Source organism: Mucilaginibacter rigui (assembly GCF_014773275.1).
Lineage (GTDB): Bacteria > Bacteroidota > Bacteroidia > Sphingobacteriales > Sphingobacteriaceae > Mucilaginibacter > Mucilaginibacter rigui_A.
Window position 1 is genome coordinate 138,784 of sequence record NZ_JACWMW010000002.1, and the last position, 19,630, is coordinate 158,413.

A 19,630-nucleotide genomic window follows, 5' to 3' on the forward strand; every position below is an offset into this window, starting at 1 on the left:
ATGTAAGCTGTATTTAATTACATTTACACAGCCAATTATTGCCATTATGGCGTAAATGTTACCATTTGTAACAACGGTATGCGTTTTGTAATCTAATTCGTAAATTCACATCACCATAAACAAACAAACACAAATGAAAAATTTATTGATCGTAATAGCTGTTGTTGTAGTATTAGCCCTGATGGGTGGCTGCAGTTACAATGGCATGGTAAAGTCTGACGAGAATGTAAAAGGTAAATGGGGCGAAGTTCAGACCCAGTACCAACGCCGCAGCGATTTGATCCCTAACCTGGTATCAACCGTAAAAGGCGAAGCTAATTTTGAAAAAGGAACATTAACCGAAGTAACCAATGCACGCGCAAGGGCTACCTCCATACAGGTTGACCCAACCAAGTTAACCCCCGAAGCTATACAGCAATACCAACAGGCGCAAGGCCAGTTAAGTACTGCCTTAGGCCGCTTATTGGTAGCATCAGAAAACTATCCTACACTTAGGGCTAATGAAGCGTTCAGGGGCTTACAGGTGCAATTGGAAGGCACCGAGAACCGCATCTCTGTAGCACGCCGCGATTTTAATGAATCGGTACAGGCTTATAACAGCAAGATCCGCACTTTCCCGGCCAATATAACTGCCAAATTATTCGGGTTTTCCGAAAAAGGCTACTTCCAGAGCGAAGCAGGTTCTGATAAAGCACCCAAAGTTCAGTTTTAATTAATGAATTATTGAGTTAGCGAATTAGTGATTTGAGGGTCGCTTATTCGCTAACTTATCCTTTAAATCACTAATTAAAAAATTCACCAAATCACTAATTAATTTCAGATGTCCGTATTTACCGAAGACGAACAGCAGCGCATACAACAGGCTGTTGCCGCTGCCGAAAAAAGCACATCGGGCGAGATACGCGTTTGCATGGAAAAAACATGCAGCGACAACCCGCTTGACCGCGCCGCCAAGTATTTTGCACAACTGGAAATGCATAAAACAAAACTGCGCAACGGCGTACTTATTTATGTAGCCACTGTTGACCGTAAGTTTGCCATTATTGGCGATGCGGGTATAAACAGCGTTGTGCCGGCTGATTTTTGGGATAGCACCAAAGAGGCCATGCTGAGCCATTTTAAATACGGCAACCTGGTTGAAGGTATTGTTACCGGCATTACACAGGCCGGCGAACAGTTAAAAAAATACTTCCCCCACCTGCTTAACGATAAGAACGAACTGCCCGACGATATCGCCTTTATGGATGGCAATTAACAACAAGTGATGTTAAAAAGAACAATTTTATGGCTTGCCCTGGTGCTATGCATCAATACAGCCTTTTCGCAAGATATCCCTGAAAAACCAAATACGCTGGTTAATGATTATACTAAGATCGGCCTGTCTGAAACTTCCAGACTACAACTTGAAAGAAAACTCGTAGCATTTGCCGACTCTACATCCACCCAAATAGCAATTGCAATTATTGAGTCGACAGGGGATTATGATATAAATGACTATGGTGCACGTTTGCTGCGCAAATGGGGTATTGGCACTAAAGAAAAAAACAACGGTATTTTAATACTTGTTGCTGTAAAAGACCGAAAGATGGCTATACAGACGGGGTATGGCGCCGAGGGCGCTCTGCCGGATATTATTACCCAGCAGATCATTCAGAATGACATGAAACCCCATTTTAAAGATAATGATTATTATGGCGGGCTTGACGCAGCTACTGACGACATTATCAAATACATGAAGGGTGAGTACAAAGCGGATGCAAAAAACGTTAAAGGTAAAGGCGATGGCAGCCCAATCGGTTTTATAGTTATCATTGTAATTGTTGTGCTTATCATTATTTTCCGTAAGCGCGGCGGTGGCGGTGGTGGTGGCCGTATTATTGGCAGCCGTGGCGGTGCAAGCCCGTTCTGGTGGTTCCTGGCAGGCAACTTGCTTGGCGGCGGCGGCCGTAGCAGCGGCAGCGACTGGGGAGGATTCTCCGGTGGCGGTGGCGGCTTCGGCGGCGGCGGCGGTGGTGGGTTCGGCGGCTTTGGCGGCGGAAGCGGCGGCGGCGGTGGGAGCAGCGGTAGCTGGTAAATTCTAAAGCGCTAAAAACTAAATTCTAAAAAGGCTTCCTAATCACAAATAACAAGTCACTGATCTCTAACCATCATGTTTCAACGAGATTTCATCATGAATGAGGCGCGTAAATTCGCCCTTATATTGGCCAAACTTTTAGGCCTTAAAGCCGAAGGTGAATACAATGAGTATTTAAAATACTTTAACGAGGTTTTGGATGAAGAATACAATGCCGAATTGGAGGAGCTTTTAAAACTGGATGAAGAGGATTTTAAAAAACGCATTGCTGTTACCGGCTACACGGCCGAGAAACTGAATGCCCTGGGCCAGATGCTATATGTATTTGCCGAACCTTTTAGCGCGGATGAAGAAACATCGGCCTTACTAAAAAAAGTGATGGTAATATTTAACCTGCTGGAAAAAGAGCATCACTACGAGTCGTTTGATAACATTACCAGGCGAAATGTTATCTATCAATATTTTAATAAGAACTATGAGCGAACTTAGCTGGAAAACCCTTTCATCAACTTACATACATAAAGGCCCATGGGCCACCCTGCGCAGTGATAAATGCGAAATGCCCGATGGCACTATTGTAGACGACTATTATGTTTTAGAATACCCCAACTGGGCCAATGCCGTAGCTTTAACAGAAGATAATAAGATACTGATGGTACGCCAGTACAGGCATGCTGCCAATATTGTATCGCTTGAAATTCCGGGTGGTGTGATTGAGAACGGTGAAAACCCGGAAGAGGGTATGCGCCGTGAGTTACTGGAAGAAACCGGCTACCAGTTTAATGATGTTGAGCTGATAAGCACCGTTTACGCCAACCCATCTACCGCTAATAATAAAACTTTTTGCTACCTGGCCAAAGGGGGCAAAAAGGTGCAGGACCAACAGCTTGATGAACACGAACGAATTATAGTTGAAGAGTACACTATACCCGAAGTAAAACAGCTGCTGGCTGATAATAAAATAGCCCAGGCACTGCATTGCACCGGGCTGTTTTATGCTTTAATGAAGCTGGGAGAATTATAGGTCTCCGCCTTTTTTCATTTTCTCTTGCGTATCTTTTAGTCCGTAAGCCTTATCGCCCAGTTTGGTAATGGCATCGTTTATAACAGTCAGTGCCTCATCTGTATGCCCCAACTTGTAAAGCAACCTTGCATATACGTTTACATACCAGCTTGTATTAGCTCCATCGGGCGTTGCTAAAACCTCTTTAGACCAATCAGCGGCCTGCCGTAAACATGCCTTATCATCTGTAAAAAGCATAATATCATTTGCGTAGGTCATTACCTGATCGTGGTTATCGTTACCATACTGTTTAACGTAAACTGCGGCTTGTTCCGTGTACTTTGGCCAGTTCTCAAGGTCGCGATAATACCTTACTTTTGATTTCGCTACTATTTCATCGGCCAACTGCGGATATTGTGCATCAAGCTTTGCTTTTACTTCGTCCCAGTTCACATTTTTATTAATCTCACCGGTATAGTAATACATACCACCATTAGTAACCTTAGCACCATTTATGCGCACTATAGGCAACACAAGCTCATCAAAAGCGATGTCTCCTATTAATCCGCCACTTCGGCCCGGGCCATTTGCTGCGTCAAACTCTTTACTATGTTGCTGCACTGTTTTAAAACCGGGATCTGTTGATCTGGCCGTGCCCCTTGCTATAAGCTGTAGGTTCTCTTTCGTCAGCAGGTTCTTTTGTGTAGGCAGGTAAACATTTATTACCTCTGTTACCTGACTATCCCACGACCTGCCAAGCGCGTCAATAAAAATTTTTAAAAACTCCGGGGAGCGGTTGCCATCCGCATATTGTTTTTTAAGGTTTACCAATTGTGTTTTAGGATCTAAAGCTTCTTTTGCTTTGTTTATAAAAGTTTTGGCATCCCAACCTCCTACTATGCTGTGTGCCAACGCACCATCAGGGGTAAAAAATAAATAGGTTGGATAGGCGTTCACCTTGTAATCCTTCTCTATTTGTTTTACTTCTTTATACCAGCGCTTGGTATTTGCATCGTCTTTTTTGGTTTCATCAAACTGAAGCGCTACGCTTATGAATTTATCATTGAAAAAATCCGATACCTCTTTCTGAGGGAAAACCTCGGTAGCCATGACTTTGCAGGGTACGCACCAGGTAGTATAACAATCCACAAAAATATATTTATTCTCTGCTTTCGCTTTTTGCTTTACCTGTGCCCAGCTTAAGCCATTTTGAAATTCAATCCCTTTATCCTGCGCATTTACAGCAAATAAGGTAAAGCAAATAATTGTGGTGGTTAAAATAAATTTCATAGGCTTGTTAGGTAAATTGTATTGTAAGTTACTTAACAGCCCGTCAAAAACCAAATTAAATTCTTTAAAATCTATTTTAACAAAATATTAGGTTGGTAATTAATAAAAGCCCCCGATGATCGGGGGCTTTTTGTTTACTGGCCGTAGCCTTCGTTTTGCTTTAAATTAGGATTGGCGTTTATCTCGCGCAATGGGATAGGAAATACAAGCTTTGGGGAATTATATGGCAATACGCCAACGTTAAGTGCTAAACGTTTTGCATCGTGCAGAAAAAATCCGCCTTCAAAAGCAAGCTCATGCCGCCTTTCGGCTAAAACATCTGCAATGGTAACTGTTGCTAAATCGCCCAAACCGGCGCGGTTACGGATAGCGTTCACATCGTTTTTGGGGGTATCGCCCGTAGCCGTGTTTAAGCGAAGGTTGCCCTCGGCCCGTATCAAATACATTTCTGCAAGCCGCGCTACACGCACGTTACCGTACAGGTTATCAAATTTACTTACGCGCAAGATGTCGTCACTATCTAAATTGTAAACATTTAAGCGCTCATCCCCGGTTTCAAATTCTTCTAAAAAACTGTCTCTGATAATAATATCGCCCCTGCCACCATTGTCAGCAGATGCATAATACGTATTAAGCGAGTTATTGCCTTGCTGAGTGGTAACTTGTAAAGAAAAAATATCTTCAGAAGTATTATCTACATGGCCCCCGGTATTAGGAAATTCAGCAGAATAGGGTTTAACCAAGGTATAATCGCCTGATCCCAGAACTTTATCCGCCTCGATAACCGCATTCACATAATCACCCTTTTGCAGGTAAAGCCTGGCCAATATTGCCGAAGCCTGCGATGGTTTATCCATAGTAGCTTCCGCATCTTTTAAATCAGCTATTGCTTGCTGGTAAACTTGTTCAACAGTTGCCCGGGATACTTTTGAAGACTCATCTACAACCTTTGTAGGCGTCAATACAATTGGTACACCCAAATTTACAGTTGGGCTGCCATCATTATATGACCTTCCAAAAAGCCTTACCAGATCAAAATAAACCAAACCGCGTAAAAACTTTGCCTGGCCTGAAATATCTGCGCGAATATCCTCATCAGCTTTTTCAATATTAGCCAATACGTTGTTTGTTTGATTTATCACCTCATAAGCGTCGAGCCATAGTGCCGCTGTATAAGTATTATCATTAGGGATGGTTTGTCCAACTATCTGGGTTAGTTCCTGATAGGTACCCTGCCACCTCATTACGCTTTGCGAGGCAAGCAGGTCTGGATATAATTCAACGCCCCCTCCATACAGATCCGACTGACCCAGGCGGTTGTAAGCTCCCACCAGCGTTATTTGCACATCTCTTGACGTAAGTATGGCCTGATCCTGTTCAATTTGCTGATGTGGTTTCAGGTCGAGCTGCTTATTGCATGCAGTTAACATTAACACAGTGCATATAGCAGTTATATATATTGATCTATTTTTTTTCATCGCTATAGTTTTTATAATATTATAATCCTACGTTCACTCCAAATGTAATGGTACGGGGTTGTGGTGCCGAATAAAAATCAACCCCCAAATTGATATTGCTTGCCTGGTAGTCGGCGTTTACTTCGGGGTCCCAGCCTTTATACTTGGTTATCAGGAATAAATTATACGCGTTCATGAACACACGTGCGCGCTCCAGCTTAATTTTCGACAAGATGTTTTTAGGGATATTGTAACCAAACATTACTGTTTTACACCTGATATATGAACCGCTTGATAAATACCGGCTTGATGCGTTGGTACCGTTTGAATAAAATAACCGGGGTTCAGGCACATTGGTTATCTGCCCGGGGTGGTCCCAATAATCCATCTGGTCAACGGTTTGGTTGTCAAACCCATTACTTGAACTTGCACTCATATACTGGCCACCGCCTGCAAATATTTTATTACCGGCGGCGCCTTGTAATGTAACCGAAAGATCAAACCCGGCAAATGCAAAGGTATTGGTAAAGCCGCCTGTAAATTTTGGCGTAGGGTTACCTAATACCACATTTTGGGCAACGTTATAATCATTAGTTGTGCCCCTGTTTAAATTACCGTTAGCATCTTTTGTATTAACATAATACAGTGCATCGCCGTTGTTTGGATCCACTCCCGCGTACTCACGGCCATAAAACACACCAATAGGTTGCCCCTCAATAACGCGGTTTAAATCATTAGTGCCCAAAATTTGCCCTTTAACATCGGTTACAACGTTTTTGTTATATGCCCCGTTAATGCTGGTTGTCCACTTAAATTTCCCAACCAATACATCAGCCGACAGGGTGAGCTCTACGCCCTGGTTATATAGTTTTCCTAAATTTTGGGTTTGTGTTGCGATACCAAGTGTGCCGGGTATATTCACATTCAACAGCAGGTCGCGGGTATTTTTGCGGTAATAATCAAACTCGCCAGAAAAGCGGTTATTGAAGAAACCAAACTCAACGCCAGCATCAATCTGAGCGGTTGTTTCCCATTTAAGGTTTGGGTTAGCTATTTGAAAGTAACGCTGGCCGGCTGCGCCATTATAACCGGCATCTCCTGAAAACAGCCCTAATGGCGAGTAGTTACCAATTTCGGCATTACCAGTTAAACCATAACTAGCCTTAAGCTTTAAATTGCTTAAGATATTCGAGTTTTTTAAAAAATCTTCCTGGCTCAGTATCCATCCTGCTGAAGCGGCCGGGAAAAAGCCATACCTGTTGTTTGCCCCAAACCTGGAAGAGGCATCCGTCCGGGCACTTACAGATAGAAGGTATTTACTTTTATAAGCATAATTGGCTCTTGCAAAGTACGATACAAAACTATACTCGTTTTGTGTAGAAGAACCTGCTGAGATCACAGCAGCCGATTGGATCTGCTTATATGCATCTGATGGAAACTGCTGCCCTTGCACATCATTGCCTACAAAATGGCTGTACTCATAACTCATACCGCCTGTTACATCAAGTGAATGGTCGCCAAATGTGTTTTTATAGGTAGCATAATTATTTACCGTGTAATGAATAATACTACTGTTGGTGTTTTCACCTGAGCCGTTTTCCTGTGTGGTATTACGAAACGTTAACCTTCCGTAATAGCTATCCTCATTTTGGTTGGTTTGGTCAACACCAAATTCCGAGCGTATGCTAAGGTGTTTAAGTACTTGCCAGTTAGCATAAATATTCCCCAGGGTTCTGTATATAGTTGTATGGTAATAGGCATTGTCAACATCTAATAAAGGATTATAGTATACAGGGTAACTACTTGCCGCCCCGGGTAAGCTGCCGCTCAATAAGCCGCTGCGCGGATCGATAACGGGGGTAATTGGCGATAAGGCCACAATTTGCATTGGGGTAGAGAACTGGTTATCTGATGATAAACGCTTGTTTAAGCTACTGGTAAAGTTGAGGTTCATTCCCATCTCGAGGTTGTTGAAAACCTTGGTAGTTAAATTCATGCGGCCCGAATACCTTTTTAACGAGTTAGCTATTAGTATCCCTTTTTGATCGAGATACTGGCCGCCTATATAATAGGTGGTTTTATCATTACCACCGGTGATATTTAAATCATATTGCGACTGCGGGGCATCCTGATAGGCCAATTTCTCCCAGTTAGTATTTACTGCGTTATAATTGGTGCTCCCTGCTGCATAACGGGTAAACCTGCCTTCAACAAAATCCTGTTCATCAGCAATTGCATCTTCAACCGTTGCGTAATCCGGGTCGGTAGGATCCTGGTTAGCAAAATCCAGCTTTCCGGCACCAATAGCTGCACGGCGCAGGATCTGTAAGTATTGATCGGAGTTTAAAAATTGCTTATGCCTTGATGGCTTGCTTGAACCAAACTGTGCAGAAAAGTTAATTTTCGATTTCCCTGCTTTTCCTTTTTTCGTAGTAAGGAGGATAACCCCGTTTGAGGCGCGTGCTCCGTATATAGCCGATGCTGATGCATCTTTTAATATTTCATATGAATCAATATCATTAAAGTTGATATCCGCCAGCGGGTTACTATCTGCCGATATACCGGAGAGGTTACCCTGGTTAAGAACTATACCATCCAGCACAACTAAGGGCTGTGTGCCGGCTGATATAGACGCCTGCCCACGTATGCTCACCTTAATACCCTGCCCCAGTTTACCATTATTTGCCTGGATGTTTACACCCGCCGACCGCCCCTGTATGGCTTGTTCAAGGGATGTAACCGGAGTCCCTTCCACTTCTTTTGATGATATAGAAGATATAGACCCGGTAATATTTTGCCGCTTTTGCGTACCATAACCTACTACTACAACTTCTGTAAGTTGTTTCGGGTTCACAACCAGCTGGGTGTTTATTACCGTACCATTTATAGGCAATTCGGCATCTTTGTATCCTATAAATCTAAAAATTAATGATTTGGCATCAACAGGTACGGATAAACGGTAGCTCCCGTTAACATCTGTTTGTATACCAATAGTAGGCGAACCTTTAACGGCTACTGTTACCCCGGGTAACGCAGAACCGTCTTTCTGATCTGTTACCTTACCTGTCACCACTTTTGTTTGACTGATGGCTACTGTAACTGTAAATAACAACAGAAATAAAAGTAAAATTTTCTTCATAGTCTATGGGTTTTGTGGAAAATGTATATAAGTTCGTAATAAAAATGTTATCAAACAACAAAAGGCATAATAAATTATGCCTTTTGTTGTAAATATTTAATATTAGTGTTAAAAATGCATCAATATCTGCCCTTTTTCAACTTTATCGCCGGGTTTAATTTTGATTGTTTTTATGTTAACATCAGCCGGGGCTTTAATAATGTTCTCCATTTTCATGGCCTCCAGCACAAAAAGGTTTTCGCCTTTCTTAACTTCTGTGCCTTCTTCAACCAATACTTTTAATACCAGGCCTGGCATGGGGGCTTTTATCTCACTTACCTTAGCGGTCATTAAATTACTAAGCCCCATTTTATCGAGCAGTACATCAAATTTATCTTTGGCTGTAATAGTATAAATATTGTTATTCACTTTTATTTCGGCCGTTTTTGCTTCGCGGTTAAAACTTACTACTTCGGCATTGTACGAGCCATTATCATTGATGATGTGGTATAACAGATCATTAAGCTGTTTTATATCGGCATTAATAGTGTTATCGTTAACAAGCAGGCTATCGCCCTTCCTGTCTACTTCAAAATCGTGCTTATTGTTAACCTTTATGTTATACATATTTATTTGGTGAATATATACTGAATTAAATTTGCCCCCATTTTTAAGGCTTTTAAACGTGCTTCCTGCGTATCACCTGCATAGGTGCCATAATCTTCCCACCCGTTGCCAAGGTCGCATTCGTAGGTGTAAAAACATACCAGCCTGCCTTTATATATCAGGCCGAAACCTTGCGGCCGTTTGCCATCATGCTCATGAATTTTTGGCAGCCCTGCAGGGAAGCTATATTTTTGGTGATAGATGGCGTAATTGGTTGGGAGTTCCACAAAATCAAGTTCGGGGAATACCTTTTTCATTTGCGGACGGATGAATTTATCGAACCCGTAGTTATCATCGATATGCAGAAACCCTCCCCCGGTTAAATACTTACGCAGGTTACGTGCTTCCTGGTCGCTGAATATTACGTTACCGTGGCCGGTCATAAATATAAAAGGGTAATTATATATCTGTTCGCTGCCTGCCTCAACCACTTCTTCTTCGGGCTGAAAATTGGTTTTCAGGTTTTCGTTACAAAACTTAATGAGGTTTATTAGTGCGGTACGGTCACCGTACCAATCGCCGCCGCCGTTATATTTAAGCCTGCCCATTTTGTATGATGGCGCGGTAAAGCTGCTGATGCAAAACACAAGGGCTATAAAGGCAGTAAACAAAACGGGGCTTCTCATAAAACTATCGGTTTAAAAAATTCACCTCGAAGCAGGCTTCGAGCGCAGCCGTTTCTGTACGCAGGCGGCTCTCCCCTAAAGTTATGGCTTTATATCCGTTCTGCAAAGCGGTATCCACCTCGGCAGGGGTAAAATCGCCTTCGGGGCCTATTAGTATTAAATAACGATTTTGTTTTTCAATAGATTGTGCGAGGCTTATCTTTTCGCCTTCGTCACAATGGGCAATAAACTTTTGCCCCTCAAAAGGCTGCTTTAAAAACTGGCTCAACGCAACCGGCCCGTTCAATACCGGGTGATATGCTTTTATAGATTGTTTAATAGCCGATGTAATGATCTTGTTTAAACGCTCGGCCTTGGCCTCTTTACGCTCCGATCGCTGGCAGATGATGAGTGTTATCTCATCAATCCCTATTTCGGTAGCTTTTTCTAAAAACCACTCTACCCTATCCAGGTTTTTTGTTGGCGCTATGGCAATGTGCAGGTAATGGTTGCGTTTATTAAACCCGGTAGTAACAGCGTTTATTTGCAGGATGGTACGCTTTGGATGCGCATCTTTTATTTCGGCTTTGTACAGGCCTCCTTTCCCATCAATCAGTGTTACCTCATCGCCCACAACAAGGCGCAGTACACGTACAGCGTGCTTGCTCTCTTCCTCGCTTAAAAAGTACTGGGATAATGATGGGTCAATATCTGGGGTGTAAAAAAGCTGCATTTTATTAAAGGAGGCTCCTACGGAGCAGTACATTATATATTGTTTTTCTATAAACAGGGTGCTCCTACGGAGCTTACGAATATACTAACTCTGTATGTTTAAACAATATTACACCATGCCCGAGTTTAAAGAAAATGCCAATGCAACTTTTAAAGCCGTCCTAAATGTTGTTGGTGACAACACCAACAATGGCGAAATTTCAAAGCCGTCCTAAATATTGTTGGTGACAACACCAACAACGGCGAAAATGCTAATCATGCTTTCGAACTCCGTAGGAGTTTCGTGTTTACAGAAATAAGTAGTTTAGTTTGGCTCCACCGCAGCCTCCTGATAATAGATAGCTATTAATGCAGATCTACAGCGTCCTCTTCATTAATCAGCAGCTCCAGCTTTACCGATTCAATGTTCTGATCAGATTTTTTTAGTACCGTGATATTGTAGCCGTTACTTTCCTTTTGTTCGCCCACGTCTGGTATCTTACCAAAAATATGGCCCAACCATCCTGATACGGTATCAAAGTCGCCGTCTTCAGGCAAGTCATGCGGCAGGTGCTCGTTCACGTCGTATATCGGCGCAAGGGCATTCACCACAAATTCGCGGTCGTTTAGTTTTTCAACAATTGGCTTTTCCTCATCAAATTCGTCCTGTATCTCGCCAACCAATTCTTCCACAATATCCTCCAGCGTAACCATACCCGCTGTACCGCCAAACTCGTCAGATACAATGGCTATCTGGATGCGCTTTTGCTGCAACTCGGCCATCAAATCGTTTATCTTTTTAGTTTCGGGGATAAAATAAGGTTTACGGATTATGTTTTTCAGTATTATTTCCTCGCCACGTGCCAGTAATGGCAAAATATCTTTAGCGTGTACTATACCTACAATTTTATCTATCACCTCATCAAACACCGGCATTCGCGAGTACCCTTCAGTTATCAATATTTCTAAAAGCACTTCCTTGCTGGTATCAAGTTCAATACCCGATATTTTGGTACGTGGCACCATAATGTTCTTTACAACGCGTTCGTTAAAATCAAACACGTTCTGGATCAGTTCGTGCTCGTTCGAGTCGATCGCGCCGGTTTCCTTACCCTGCTCTAAAAGGTATTGCAGCTCTTCGGATGAGTGGTGGGTTTCGCCGCCTTCTAAGGTAGTGATGCCGAATAACTTTAATATGAAATTAGCAAAGCCATTAAGCAGCCATATAAACGGACGGAACACCACAAAGAAAAACCTAAGCGGTAATGAAACCGCCAGTGTGGTGCGTACCGATTTTTGTATAGCTAATGATTTTGGTGCAAGCTCGCCAAATACAATGTGCAGTACCGTTATAGCTACGAACGAAAGTACATGGCTGGCTGTTATAAAGCCCGGTGTAAGCGTTATACCTACAGCCATAAAAGCGCGTAACACAATATTGGTTACTACGCCCTCGCCCACAACACCTAGCCCCAGTGACGCTATGGTGATACCCAGTTGGGTAGCCGCCAAGTAACCATCAAGGTTGTGTAATATACCCCTTGCTACTTTTGCAACCCCGCTGCCTGATTTAGCTTTTATTTCAATTTGTGATCCTCTAACTCTTACCATGGCAAATTCTGCTGCCACAAAAAAGCCATTTAACAATACCAGGAAAATGGTAAGGAAAATATAAAAGGCACTAATTTCGTAATGTTCGGGGTCCATTAATTAAAATTATTGGTTATTGGGGAAAGTAGACTTATATAACTCTAAACTTTCTTGGATTACCTTATGGGCATAGCGTACACCCAGCAAATGCTCGATAGTTACGTTCTTACCTTCAAGTACTTTATAGTCGCTAAAAAAACGTACAATTTCTTTCATTGCGTGTGGGGGCAGTTCGGCAAGGTCGTTAATGTAATTAACCGACATGTCATTCTTTGCTACCGCTATGATCTTATCATCCTGCTCTCCGTTATCAACCATGTGCATAACGCCCACTACTTTTGCCTCTATGATAGACATCGGGAAAACATCTATCGAGCAAAGTACCAAAATATCCAGGGGGTCATTATCATCACAATAGGTTTGCGGTATAAAGCCATAATTTGCCGGGTACATTACCGATGAGAACAATACCCGATCGAGCTTTAAAAGGCCCGATTCTTTATCTATCTCATACTTTGCTTTTGAGCCTTTTGGGATCTCAATTATTGCATTTACTATCTCAGGAATGTTATCGCCCGGTGAAACCTGATGCCAGGGATGTTGTGTGCTCATGTATTCTATATTATATTAATTACTGTTCTTTTGATTTTGCTATCCGTCTTCTCACAAAAGCAATAATCAGCGGAATTGTTGTAATAATTATCAAACCAAGTACAATGTACTGCAGATAATCTTTTAAATTGGGGAAGCGCCTGCCTAAAAAATAACCGGCTAAGGTTAGTGTTGTTACCCAGGCCACGCTGCCTACAATATTGTAAACGGTAAACTTTTTAAGGTCAACCCGTACAATACCTGCAAATATAGGGGCAAATGTCCTAACTATAGGGAAAAATCTTCCTAAAATCAGTGCCATGCCTCCGTATTTCGCATAAAACTCTTCGGCAACGGTTATATAGCGCTTTTTAAAAAAGAAGGAATCGTTTTTACTGAATAGTACCGGCCCCGTTCGGTACCCAAACCAATAGCCTGTATAATTACCCAAAATACCTGCCGCTATCAGCGAAAGTACAAGTGTATAAATAGGTACATGGATTATTCCAGCGGCGCTTAATAAGCCAGCCAGGAACAGCAAATAATCGCCGGGTAAGAAGAAGCCGAAAAACAAACCGGTTTCGGCAAATACTACAATAAGCAACAGGTAAAACCCACCACTGCTTAAAATAGACTGTGCGTCGGTTAAATTTTGAAGGTATTCCCAAAAGTTTTCCATTAACTATATCCGTAAAACTACAAATATTAAATCAAATTGTAGTTAGTGCACTGTAAACAATAAGGATATACTCAATATTTAAGTATAACGATGTATCCTTTATAAAATGTATAAATACCTACTATTGAATGTATTATTTATTAACTTTAATTTCACAATTTAAATAAAAGTTATGTTGAAGCTAAAGAAATTAAACAGAACCGAAATGAAAAGTGTTATGGGTGGTGGTGTACCATGCCCAATCTGCCTGGCAGATGCAGCAAATCGATGCGCTTTATATAGCAATGAGGGTAACACCATATACGGCTATTGCGCAACAGTTAGTTGTAATGGCCGCGAAGGACAAGTTTGTGTAGCGAATAATTCATAATTATCGTAGCTAAAAAATGCTTTATAGCTATTTTAAGAGTTTTGCTTAACGCCATACGTAAAGGTTTAAGCAAAACTCTTTTTTATTAAATAAGGGTGGATATCAATGCAGGGTAAACACCAATAACGACAGTTACGATTGCCGAGAAACCCAAAACAAACTTATAGTAAGCTGGCACTTCAACTTCGGCACGCTCTGCACTGCGGAAATACATGGCAATAATAATGCGGAAATAATAAAATATACTGATGATGGCGTTTACCACCGCAATTATTACCAGCCACACATTATAGTGTGCCAATGCCCCACTGAACATGAAGAATTTGCCAATAAAGCCTGCCGTAAGCGGTATACCTGCTAATGATAGCATACTGATAGTTAATACCAATGCCAGGAATGGGTTGTTCTTCGCCAGTCCGTTAAAGCCTTCAAAATTGTCACTGCCACTTTGCTGCCTTACTAATATTAACCCGCCAAATGCAATAATAGATGCGATTGAGTAAGCCGTAGCATATACAAATATTGAATTTGCAGAACCCGCGCCTAATGCCACAATAGCAAATAACAAATAGCCTGCGTGTGATATGCTGGAGAAAGCCATCATACGCTTAAAGCTTTGCTGGTACAGTGCAGTTATGTTACCGATAAACAATGTAATGATGGTGATAACCAATAATACCGGTGTCCAAAAATCGGCGATTGATGAGAAGCAGGCAGAGAATAAACGCAGGAATGCCGCGAAACCTGCTACCTTAACCACTGTTGACATGAACAGGGTAATGAGCGAAGGCGCACCTTCGTAAACATCCGGTGTCCAGAAATGGAATGGCGCGGCACCAACCTTAAAGCAAAGGCCAACGATGATCAGCATAATGCCCGTATAAAACAATGGGTCGATATTGCGGGGATGGGTAACCACCCAGTCGCGGATAACATCCAGATCGAATGAGCCGGATGCACCATAGATCAGCGTGATACCAAACAACAGGAAGCCTGTTGAAAAAGCACCCATCAAAAAGTATTTTAAAGCCGCCTCATTTGATGCGAAATCGCTTTTACGGATCCCGGCCAGGATATACAAACTAACCGACATGATCTCTATACCGATAAACAGCATGGTTAAATTATGGTACGATACCATCACAATAATACCGGCAAGCGAGAACAATATAATAGCGTAATACTCGGCTATATGACTACTTATCTTTTCAAAATATCCTTTAGAAAGTAACAGGATAAGTATAGTAGATATAATGCTTATTACAGAAAACGCAACCGAGAAGTTGTTAAACAACATCATGCCATGATAAATTGGCAGTGCGTTGGTATTCCATTGCATAACGGCTGCGGCTAAAGCAGCCAGTAAGCCAACAATAGTTACAGGCAATAAAGCTTTTTGGGCTTTATATAAACCCAGGTACAAAAGCACAATGGGTAAAACAGATATAATTATTAGAGTAATCATTTCATATAAATTCTAAATCCTAATTTCTAAACTCTAAAACTTTAAGAACCAAATCCCAAACTTAAGTTGTTCAAAATCTACAGATTATTTGCTTTCATCTTTTCAAGTATGGCTCCAAATATTCTCATTAATTCAGTAGCCTCCTGTATTTGTGCATCTCTGAATGCTTCTGTTGCTTGTGTAACGTCTATCAGTTTAAGCCATAATATACTTTCCTTGGCTTCCTTCCTGCAAATCTTAATTCTATGCGAATAATCATTTCTGCTGAAGCTCTCTATAGCTTCTATTAAATTGGCAGCTACTGATCCCGAAGAACGTATTAACTGCTTGTAATATTCAACATTATGAATATTTTTATCTATGCCTTTCAAAAACTCCTTTGTACTGTTTGCAAACAAGTATGTTCTTTCTTCAAGATCATACCGCTTACTATTTGCTTTATCAACCTCCATTTTCTTTTCTTTTTAGGATTTAGAAATTAGAGATTAGAATTTTAATAGCCTGCATTTACAAATTTGGCACTCACGGTATTTACCAAATTGGTAACTGCCGCTTCAGACAGGTGCAGTATAGGCTGCGGATAAACACCGATGCCGATGATCAGCACGCAAATAATCCCAAGTACCAGTTTCTCTGAACCGCTTATATCGGCAAATAGTGCCGTTAGTTCGTTGGTTTCGCCCTGCATTACGTTTTTGTACATACGTAGCATATATACTGCGCCAAATATGATGGTTAAACCCGCAACTGCGGCAAACCAAATGTTATAATTAAATACACCTTTCAGCAACAGGAACTCGCCTACAAACCCATTGGTTAACGGCAGGGCCACTGTACCTAAAACGATGATCAGAAATGCGATTGAGAAATTTGGCGCTACTTTGGCAATACCACCCATCTGGCTGATATCGCGGGTATTTAAACGGCGGCTAATAATATCCCAGATAAAGAACATACCCACCACATTTATACCGTGGCTCAGCATTTGTATCATAGCACCCTGTACGCCTTGTACCGTCCAGGCAAATATACCGGCAGCTATAAGGCCTACGTGAGCAATAGATGAATAAGCCACCAGGCGTTTACCATCCTTTTGATTAAAGGCAATAAGAGAAGCGTAAACAACACCAATTACCGATAATATCATCACCAGGTTTTGCCATTGCAGGAAACCCGCAGGCGCATTTGGTATAAGCCAGCGGATAACACCATAAATACCCATTTTTAGCATAATACCCGATAACATCATGGTACCTGCCGATGGGGCTTCGGTATAAGTATCCGGCTGCCAGGTATGAAAAGGGAATAACGGCATCTTAATAGCAAAAGCTATAAAGAACGCCCAAAACACCCAGTTTTGTTGTGTTAAGCTTAGGCTAAGGTCATAAAATGAGTGAAGATCGTAGATCTTACCCGGGGTTTGCAGGTATAGGTAAATAATACCCACCAGCATAAATAACGAGCCGGCAAACGTGTAAATGAAAAATTTAATATTGATGCGGATGCGGTTTTCGCCGCCCCAAAGCGCACAGATAAAGTAAATAGGTATCAGCGCAGCTTCCCAACCTACGTAGAAAAGGAAACCATCCAAAGCTGTAAACACGGTTAACAAACCGGCCTGCATAAACAATATCAGCGCATAAAAGGCTTTCGCATTTTTATACTCGTGTTTGTAAGTGGTTAGTATAATAAGCGGCACAAGCACCGTGGTCAACAATACCATCACCATACTGATGCCATCAATACCGGCTTTGAAGTAAATGCCCATTTGTGCTATCCAGGGCACATCAATACCATATTGCACAGATGCATCTGGTAGAAAACCTATAAGGAAATACACAACTATCCCAAGCTCAATAAGCGAGAATAACAGGGCCGCGTGCTTGGCTGCCTCGTTCTTAAACAACAGCACTAAAAGGGCTGCTACTACCGGTAATAAAAGTAAAATGCTAACCGTCATTTTATATGTTAACGCTTAAGCGCCTATTTTAATTAAACTGTACACCAAAATGGCAATAATGCCTACCACCATCATAAATATGTAGAAACCTACATTACCTGTTTGCAACAGGCGCAAGCCTTTACTTGTATCTAAAGCACCTTTACCAAGGCCGTTCACAAAACCATCAATACCTAATTGCTCTACCACTTTGTAGAAGAATACCGATATAGCATCCAGCGGCTTGCGGATCACCTTATCATACAACTCATCAATATAAAATTTATGGTATGACAGGTTGGCCAAAGCCGGGCGTTCTTCCTGATCAGAAACAGGCACATGGCTATTGCTAACGTATTTACTATAAGCATACCCTAAGGCTAAGAATGCTATCAGTACTGATGTACCCATTAATATCCATTCGGTGTTATGGCTAAGCTCATGCTCGCCCAGCAATTTTGTTGATTGCTCAAACACCGGCGCAAGGTAAGCGCCAAGTTCGTGGTGGCCACCTAATACTGCCGGTACGCCTATCATACCTGCAATGGCCGATAATATAGCCAGGATGATCAAAGGGATGGTCATGTTAGCAGGCGACTCATGCAGATGGTGTTCCTGCTCATGCGTTCCGCGGAATTTCCCCCAAAAGGTAAGGTACATCATCCGGAACATATAGAAAGATGTTAAACCTGCGGTAATAACACCCACTACATAAAATGTTGTGCTATGCGCAAAGGCCGCGGCCAAAATTTCGTCTTTTGAAAAGAAACCCGAGAACGGAGGGATACCCGCAATGGCGATGGTACCCACCAGCATGGTGATGAAGGTTACTTTGATCTTGCCTTTCAATCCGCCCATTTTACGCATATTCTGCTCGCCGCCCATAGCGTGTATAACAGAACCCGCACCCAGGAATAATAACGCTTTAAAGAAGGCATGTGTTAATACATGGAAGAAAGCGCCTGTGTAAGCGCCAACGCCTAAACCTAAAAACATATACCCCAACTGCGATACGGTTGAATAGGCCAGTACTTTTTTAATATCTGTTTGGGTAAGCGCTATCAATGCTGCAAACGCCGCGGTAGCTAAACCAACAATGGCAATTACTTCCATCGTATCCGGCGCAAGCGTAAACAGGATGTTTGAGCGCGCTATCATATAAATACCTGCTGTAACCATCGTTGCCGCGTGGATCAGTGCCGACACCGGGGTTGGGCCGGCCATCGCATCGGGCAGCCAGGTAAATAATGGCAACTGTGCCGATTTACCAACCGCGCCAACAAATAGCAACAATGTGATCAATACTATAGGTGCACCGCCGCCTACTACGCTAACCGCCTTAGGGAAGATATCCGCGAAAGCAACGCTGCCAAATGAATTTACTAAAAGGAAGATGCCCAGCAAAAAGCCAAGGTCACCAATACGGTTCATCACAAAAGCCTTCTTCGCAGCATCGGCATAACTTGGGTTGCTGTACCAGAAACCGATAAGCAAATATGAGCATAAGCCCACGCCTTCCCAGCCAATGAACATCACCACATAGTTGCTACCCATTACCAGCAGCAGCATGAAGAAAACGAACAGGTTTAAGTAAGCAAAGAACTTACCGAAGCCTTTATCATCGTGCATATAGCCAATAGAGTACAGGTGGATAAGGAAACCTACGCCCGTGATGATCAACAGCATAATAGAGCTCAGCTGATCTATCAAAAATGCGAACGGGATATGGAAATTGCCTACGCTTATCCAATCGAATATGGTTACGTTAACAGGTACGCCCGATTGTTTTATCTGGAAGAATGTAGCCACACTTAAACCAAATGCAACCAATACCAGTAAACTGCCGATAGCGCCAATAATACCTTTAGACAGGGTATTACGCCCAAGTCCGTTTATAACAAAACCGGCTAAGGGTAGTACAGGAATAAGCCAGATCAAATTGTCCATTTATGTTGTTATTTCTTACGTCGTATGCTTATCAGGAGATTACTTGGTTCCTCGCAATGACGCTT

The 19,630-nt window shown here is 42.1% G+C and carries 18 protein-coding genes; 5 read left to right on the forward strand and 13 right to left on the reverse strand.

Annotated features, from left to right (window positions below; all coding sequences use genetic code 11):
- The first annotated feature begins 133 nt into the window (after positions 1 to 133).
- The 5 genes from IDJ75_RS07640 (at position 134) to IDJ75_RS07660 (ending at position 3,098) form a co-directional block, all read left to right on the forward strand.
- Positions 134 to 712: a LemA family protein gene (locus IDJ75_RS07640; RefSeq protein WP_191175042.1), complete on the forward strand. Its 579-nt coding sequence runs from the start codon at positions 134 to 136 to the stop codon at positions 710 to 712.
- Between the two features lie 108 nt (positions 713 to 820).
- Positions 821 to 1,255, forward strand: a complete 435-nt coding sequence (locus IDJ75_RS07645) for a TPM domain-containing protein (RefSeq protein WP_191175043.1) — start codon at positions 821 to 823, stop codon at positions 1,253 to 1,255.
- 9 nt (positions 1,256 to 1,264) lie between these two features.
- On the forward strand, positions 1,265 to 2,074 hold the full coding sequence (locus IDJ75_RS07650; RefSeq protein ID WP_191175044.1) for a TPM domain-containing protein: 810 nt from the start codon (positions 1,265 to 1,267) through the stop codon (positions 2,072 to 2,074).
- 75 nt (positions 2,075 to 2,149) lie between these two features.
- Positions 2,150 to 2,563, forward strand: a complete 414-nt coding sequence (locus IDJ75_RS07655; protein ID WP_191175045.1) for a hypothetical protein — start codon at positions 2,150 to 2,152, stop codon at positions 2,561 to 2,563.
- Entirely contained in the window at positions 2,550 to 3,098 is a 549-nt protein-coding gene (locus tag IDJ75_RS07660) for an NUDIX hydrolase (RefSeq protein WP_191175046.1), read from the forward strand. Before IDJ75_RS07655 ends, IDJ75_RS07660 begins: the two co-directional genes overlap by 14 nt.
- On the opposite strand, the gene IDJ75_RS07665 is transcribed toward IDJ75_RS07660, so the two are convergent.
- The 13 genes from IDJ75_RS07665 to nuoL all read right to left on the reverse strand — a co-directional run bounded on the left by IDJ75_RS07665 (position 3,093) and on the right by nuoL (position 19,565).
- Positions 3,093 to 4,367: a thioredoxin family protein gene (locus IDJ75_RS07665; protein WP_191175047.1), complete on the reverse strand. Its 1,275-nt coding sequence runs from the start codon at positions 4,365 to 4,367 to the stop codon at positions 3,093 to 3,095. The two genes, IDJ75_RS07660 and IDJ75_RS07665, sit on opposite strands and share 6 nt — an antisense overlap.
- Before the next feature lie 134 nt (positions 4,368 to 4,501).
- A complete protein-coding gene (locus tag IDJ75_RS07670) occupies positions 4,502 to 5,797 on the reverse strand; it encodes a RagB/SusD family nutrient uptake outer membrane protein (protein ID WP_191175048.1) in 1,296 nt (431 codons plus the stop codon).
- A 67-nt stretch (positions 5,798 to 5,864) separates the two neighbouring features.
- Entirely contained in the window at positions 5,865 to 8,963 is a 3,099-nt protein-coding gene (locus IDJ75_RS07675) for a SusC/RagA family TonB-linked outer membrane protein (protein ID WP_191175049.1), read from the reverse strand.
- Positions 8,964 to 9,071: 108 nt separating this feature from the next.
- Positions 9,072 to 9,569 (reverse strand): acetyl-CoA carboxylase biotin carboxyl carrier protein subunit, encoded by a 498-nt coding sequence (locus IDJ75_RS07680; RefSeq protein WP_191175050.1) that lies wholly within the window; start codon positions 9,567 to 9,569, stop codon positions 9,072 to 9,074.
- A 2-nt stretch (positions 9,570 to 9,571) separates the two neighbouring features.
- Positions 9,572 to 10,234, reverse strand: coding sequence for a DUF4159 domain-containing protein (locus IDJ75_RS07685; RefSeq protein WP_191175051.1), 663 nt, complete (start codon positions 10,232 to 10,234; stop codon positions 9,572 to 9,574).
- 4 nt (positions 10,235 to 10,238) lie between these two features.
- Positions 10,239 to 10,946, reverse strand: a complete 708-nt coding sequence (locus IDJ75_RS07690) for a 16S rRNA (uracil(1498)-N(3))-methyltransferase (protein WP_191175052.1) — start codon at positions 10,944 to 10,946, stop codon at positions 10,239 to 10,241.
- A 344-nt stretch (positions 10,947 to 11,290) separates the two neighbouring features.
- Entirely contained in the window at positions 11,291 to 12,631 is a 1,341-nt protein-coding gene (locus IDJ75_RS07695) for a hemolysin family protein (protein ID WP_191175053.1), read from the reverse strand.
- A gap of 9 nt (positions 12,632 to 12,640) precedes the next feature.
- On the reverse strand, positions 12,641 to 13,186 hold the full coding sequence (locus IDJ75_RS07700) for an inorganic diphosphatase (RefSeq protein ID WP_191175054.1): 546 nt from the start codon (positions 13,184 to 13,186) through the stop codon (positions 12,641 to 12,643).
- Positions 13,187 to 13,205: 19 nt separating this feature from the next.
- Entirely contained in the window at positions 13,206 to 13,844 is a 639-nt protein-coding gene (locus IDJ75_RS07705; RefSeq protein WP_191175055.1) for a DedA family protein, read from the reverse strand.
- A gap of 455 nt (positions 13,845 to 14,299) precedes the next feature.
- Positions 14,300 to 15,679, reverse strand: a complete 1,380-nt coding sequence (locus tag IDJ75_RS07710) for an NADH-quinone oxidoreductase subunit N (RefSeq protein WP_191175056.1) — start codon at positions 15,677 to 15,679, stop codon at positions 14,300 to 14,302.
- A 77-nt stretch (positions 15,680 to 15,756) separates the two neighbouring features.
- Positions 15,757 to 16,131, reverse strand: a complete 375-nt coding sequence (locus IDJ75_RS07715; protein ID WP_191175057.1) for a four helix bundle protein — start codon at positions 16,129 to 16,131, stop codon at positions 15,757 to 15,759.
- Positions 16,132 to 16,172: 41 nt separating this feature from the next.
- Positions 16,173 to 17,639, reverse strand: coding sequence for a complex I subunit 4 family protein (locus IDJ75_RS07720; protein ID WP_191175058.1), 1,467 nt, complete (start codon positions 17,637 to 17,639; stop codon positions 16,173 to 16,175).
- 15 nt (positions 17,640 to 17,654) lie between these two features.
- Positions 17,655 to 19,565 carry an NADH-quinone oxidoreductase subunit L gene (gene nuoL, locus IDJ75_RS07725; RefSeq protein WP_191175059.1) on the reverse strand — a complete coding sequence of 637 codons (1,911 nt, stop codon included), beginning with the start codon at positions 19,563 to 19,565 and terminating at the stop codon, positions 17,655 to 17,657.
- Positions 19,566 to 19,630: the final 65 nt, after the last annotated feature.

Coding starts and splice junctions, on each gene's coding strand:
- IDJ75_RS07640 (WP_191175042.1), top strand. CDS start 134: ATGAAAAATTTATTGATCGTAATAGCTGTTGTTGTAGTATTAGCCCTG.
- IDJ75_RS07645 (WP_191175043.1), top strand. CDS start 821: ATGTCCGTATTTACCGAAGACGAACAGCAGCGCATACAACAGGCTGTT.
- IDJ75_RS07650 (WP_191175044.1), top strand. CDS start 1,265: ATGTTAAAAAGAACAATTTTATGGCTTGCCCTGGTGCTATGCATCAAT.
- IDJ75_RS07655 (WP_191175045.1), top strand. CDS start 2,150: ATGTTTCAACGAGATTTCATCATGAATGAGGCGCGTAAATTCGCCCTT.
- IDJ75_RS07660 (WP_191175046.1), top strand. CDS start 2,550: ATGAGCGAACTTAGCTGGAAAACCCTTTCATCAACTTACATACATAAA.
- IDJ75_RS07665 (WP_191175047.1), bottom strand. CDS start 4,367: ATGAAATTTATTTTAACCACCACAATTATTTGCTTTACCTTATTTGCT.
- IDJ75_RS07670 (WP_191175048.1), bottom strand. CDS start 5,797: ATGTTAACTGCATGCAATAAGCAGCTCGACCTGAAACCACATCAGCAA.
- IDJ75_RS07675 (WP_191175049.1), bottom strand. CDS start 8,963: ATGAAGAAAATTTTACTTTTATTTCTGTTGTTATTTACAGTTACAGTA.
- IDJ75_RS07680 (WP_191175050.1), bottom strand. CDS start 9,569: ATGTATAACATAAAGGTTAACAATAAGCACGATTTTGAAGTAGACAGG.
- IDJ75_RS07685 (WP_191175051.1), bottom strand. CDS start 10,234: ATGAGAAGCCCCGTTTTGTTTACTGCCTTTATAGCCCTTGTGTTTTGC.
- IDJ75_RS07690 (WP_191175052.1), bottom strand. CDS start 10,946: ATGCAGCTTTTTTACACCCCAGATATTGACCCATCATTATCCCAGTAC.
- IDJ75_RS07695 (WP_191175053.1), bottom strand. CDS start 12,631: ATGGACCCCGAACATTACGAAATTAGTGCCTTTTATATTTTCCTTACC.
- IDJ75_RS07700 (WP_191175054.1), bottom strand. CDS start 13,186: ATGAGCACACAACATCCCTGGCATCAGGTTTCACCGGGCGATAACATT.
- IDJ75_RS07705 (WP_191175055.1), bottom strand. CDS start 13,844: ATGGAAAACTTTTGGGAATACCTTCAAAATTTAACCGACGCACAGTCT.
- IDJ75_RS07710 (WP_191175056.1), bottom strand. CDS start 15,679: ATGATTACTCTAATAATTATATCTGTTTTACCCATTGTGCTTTTGTAC.
- IDJ75_RS07715 (WP_191175057.1), bottom strand. CDS start 16,131: ATGGAGGTTGATAAAGCAAATAGTAAGCGGTATGATCTTGAAGAAAGA.
- IDJ75_RS07720 (WP_191175058.1), bottom strand. CDS start 17,639: ATGACGGTTAGCATTTTACTTTTATTACCGGTAGTAGCAGCCCTTTTA.
- nuoL (WP_191175059.1), bottom strand. CDS start 19,565: ATGGACAATTTGATCTGGCTTATTCCTGTACTACCCTTAGCCGGTTTT.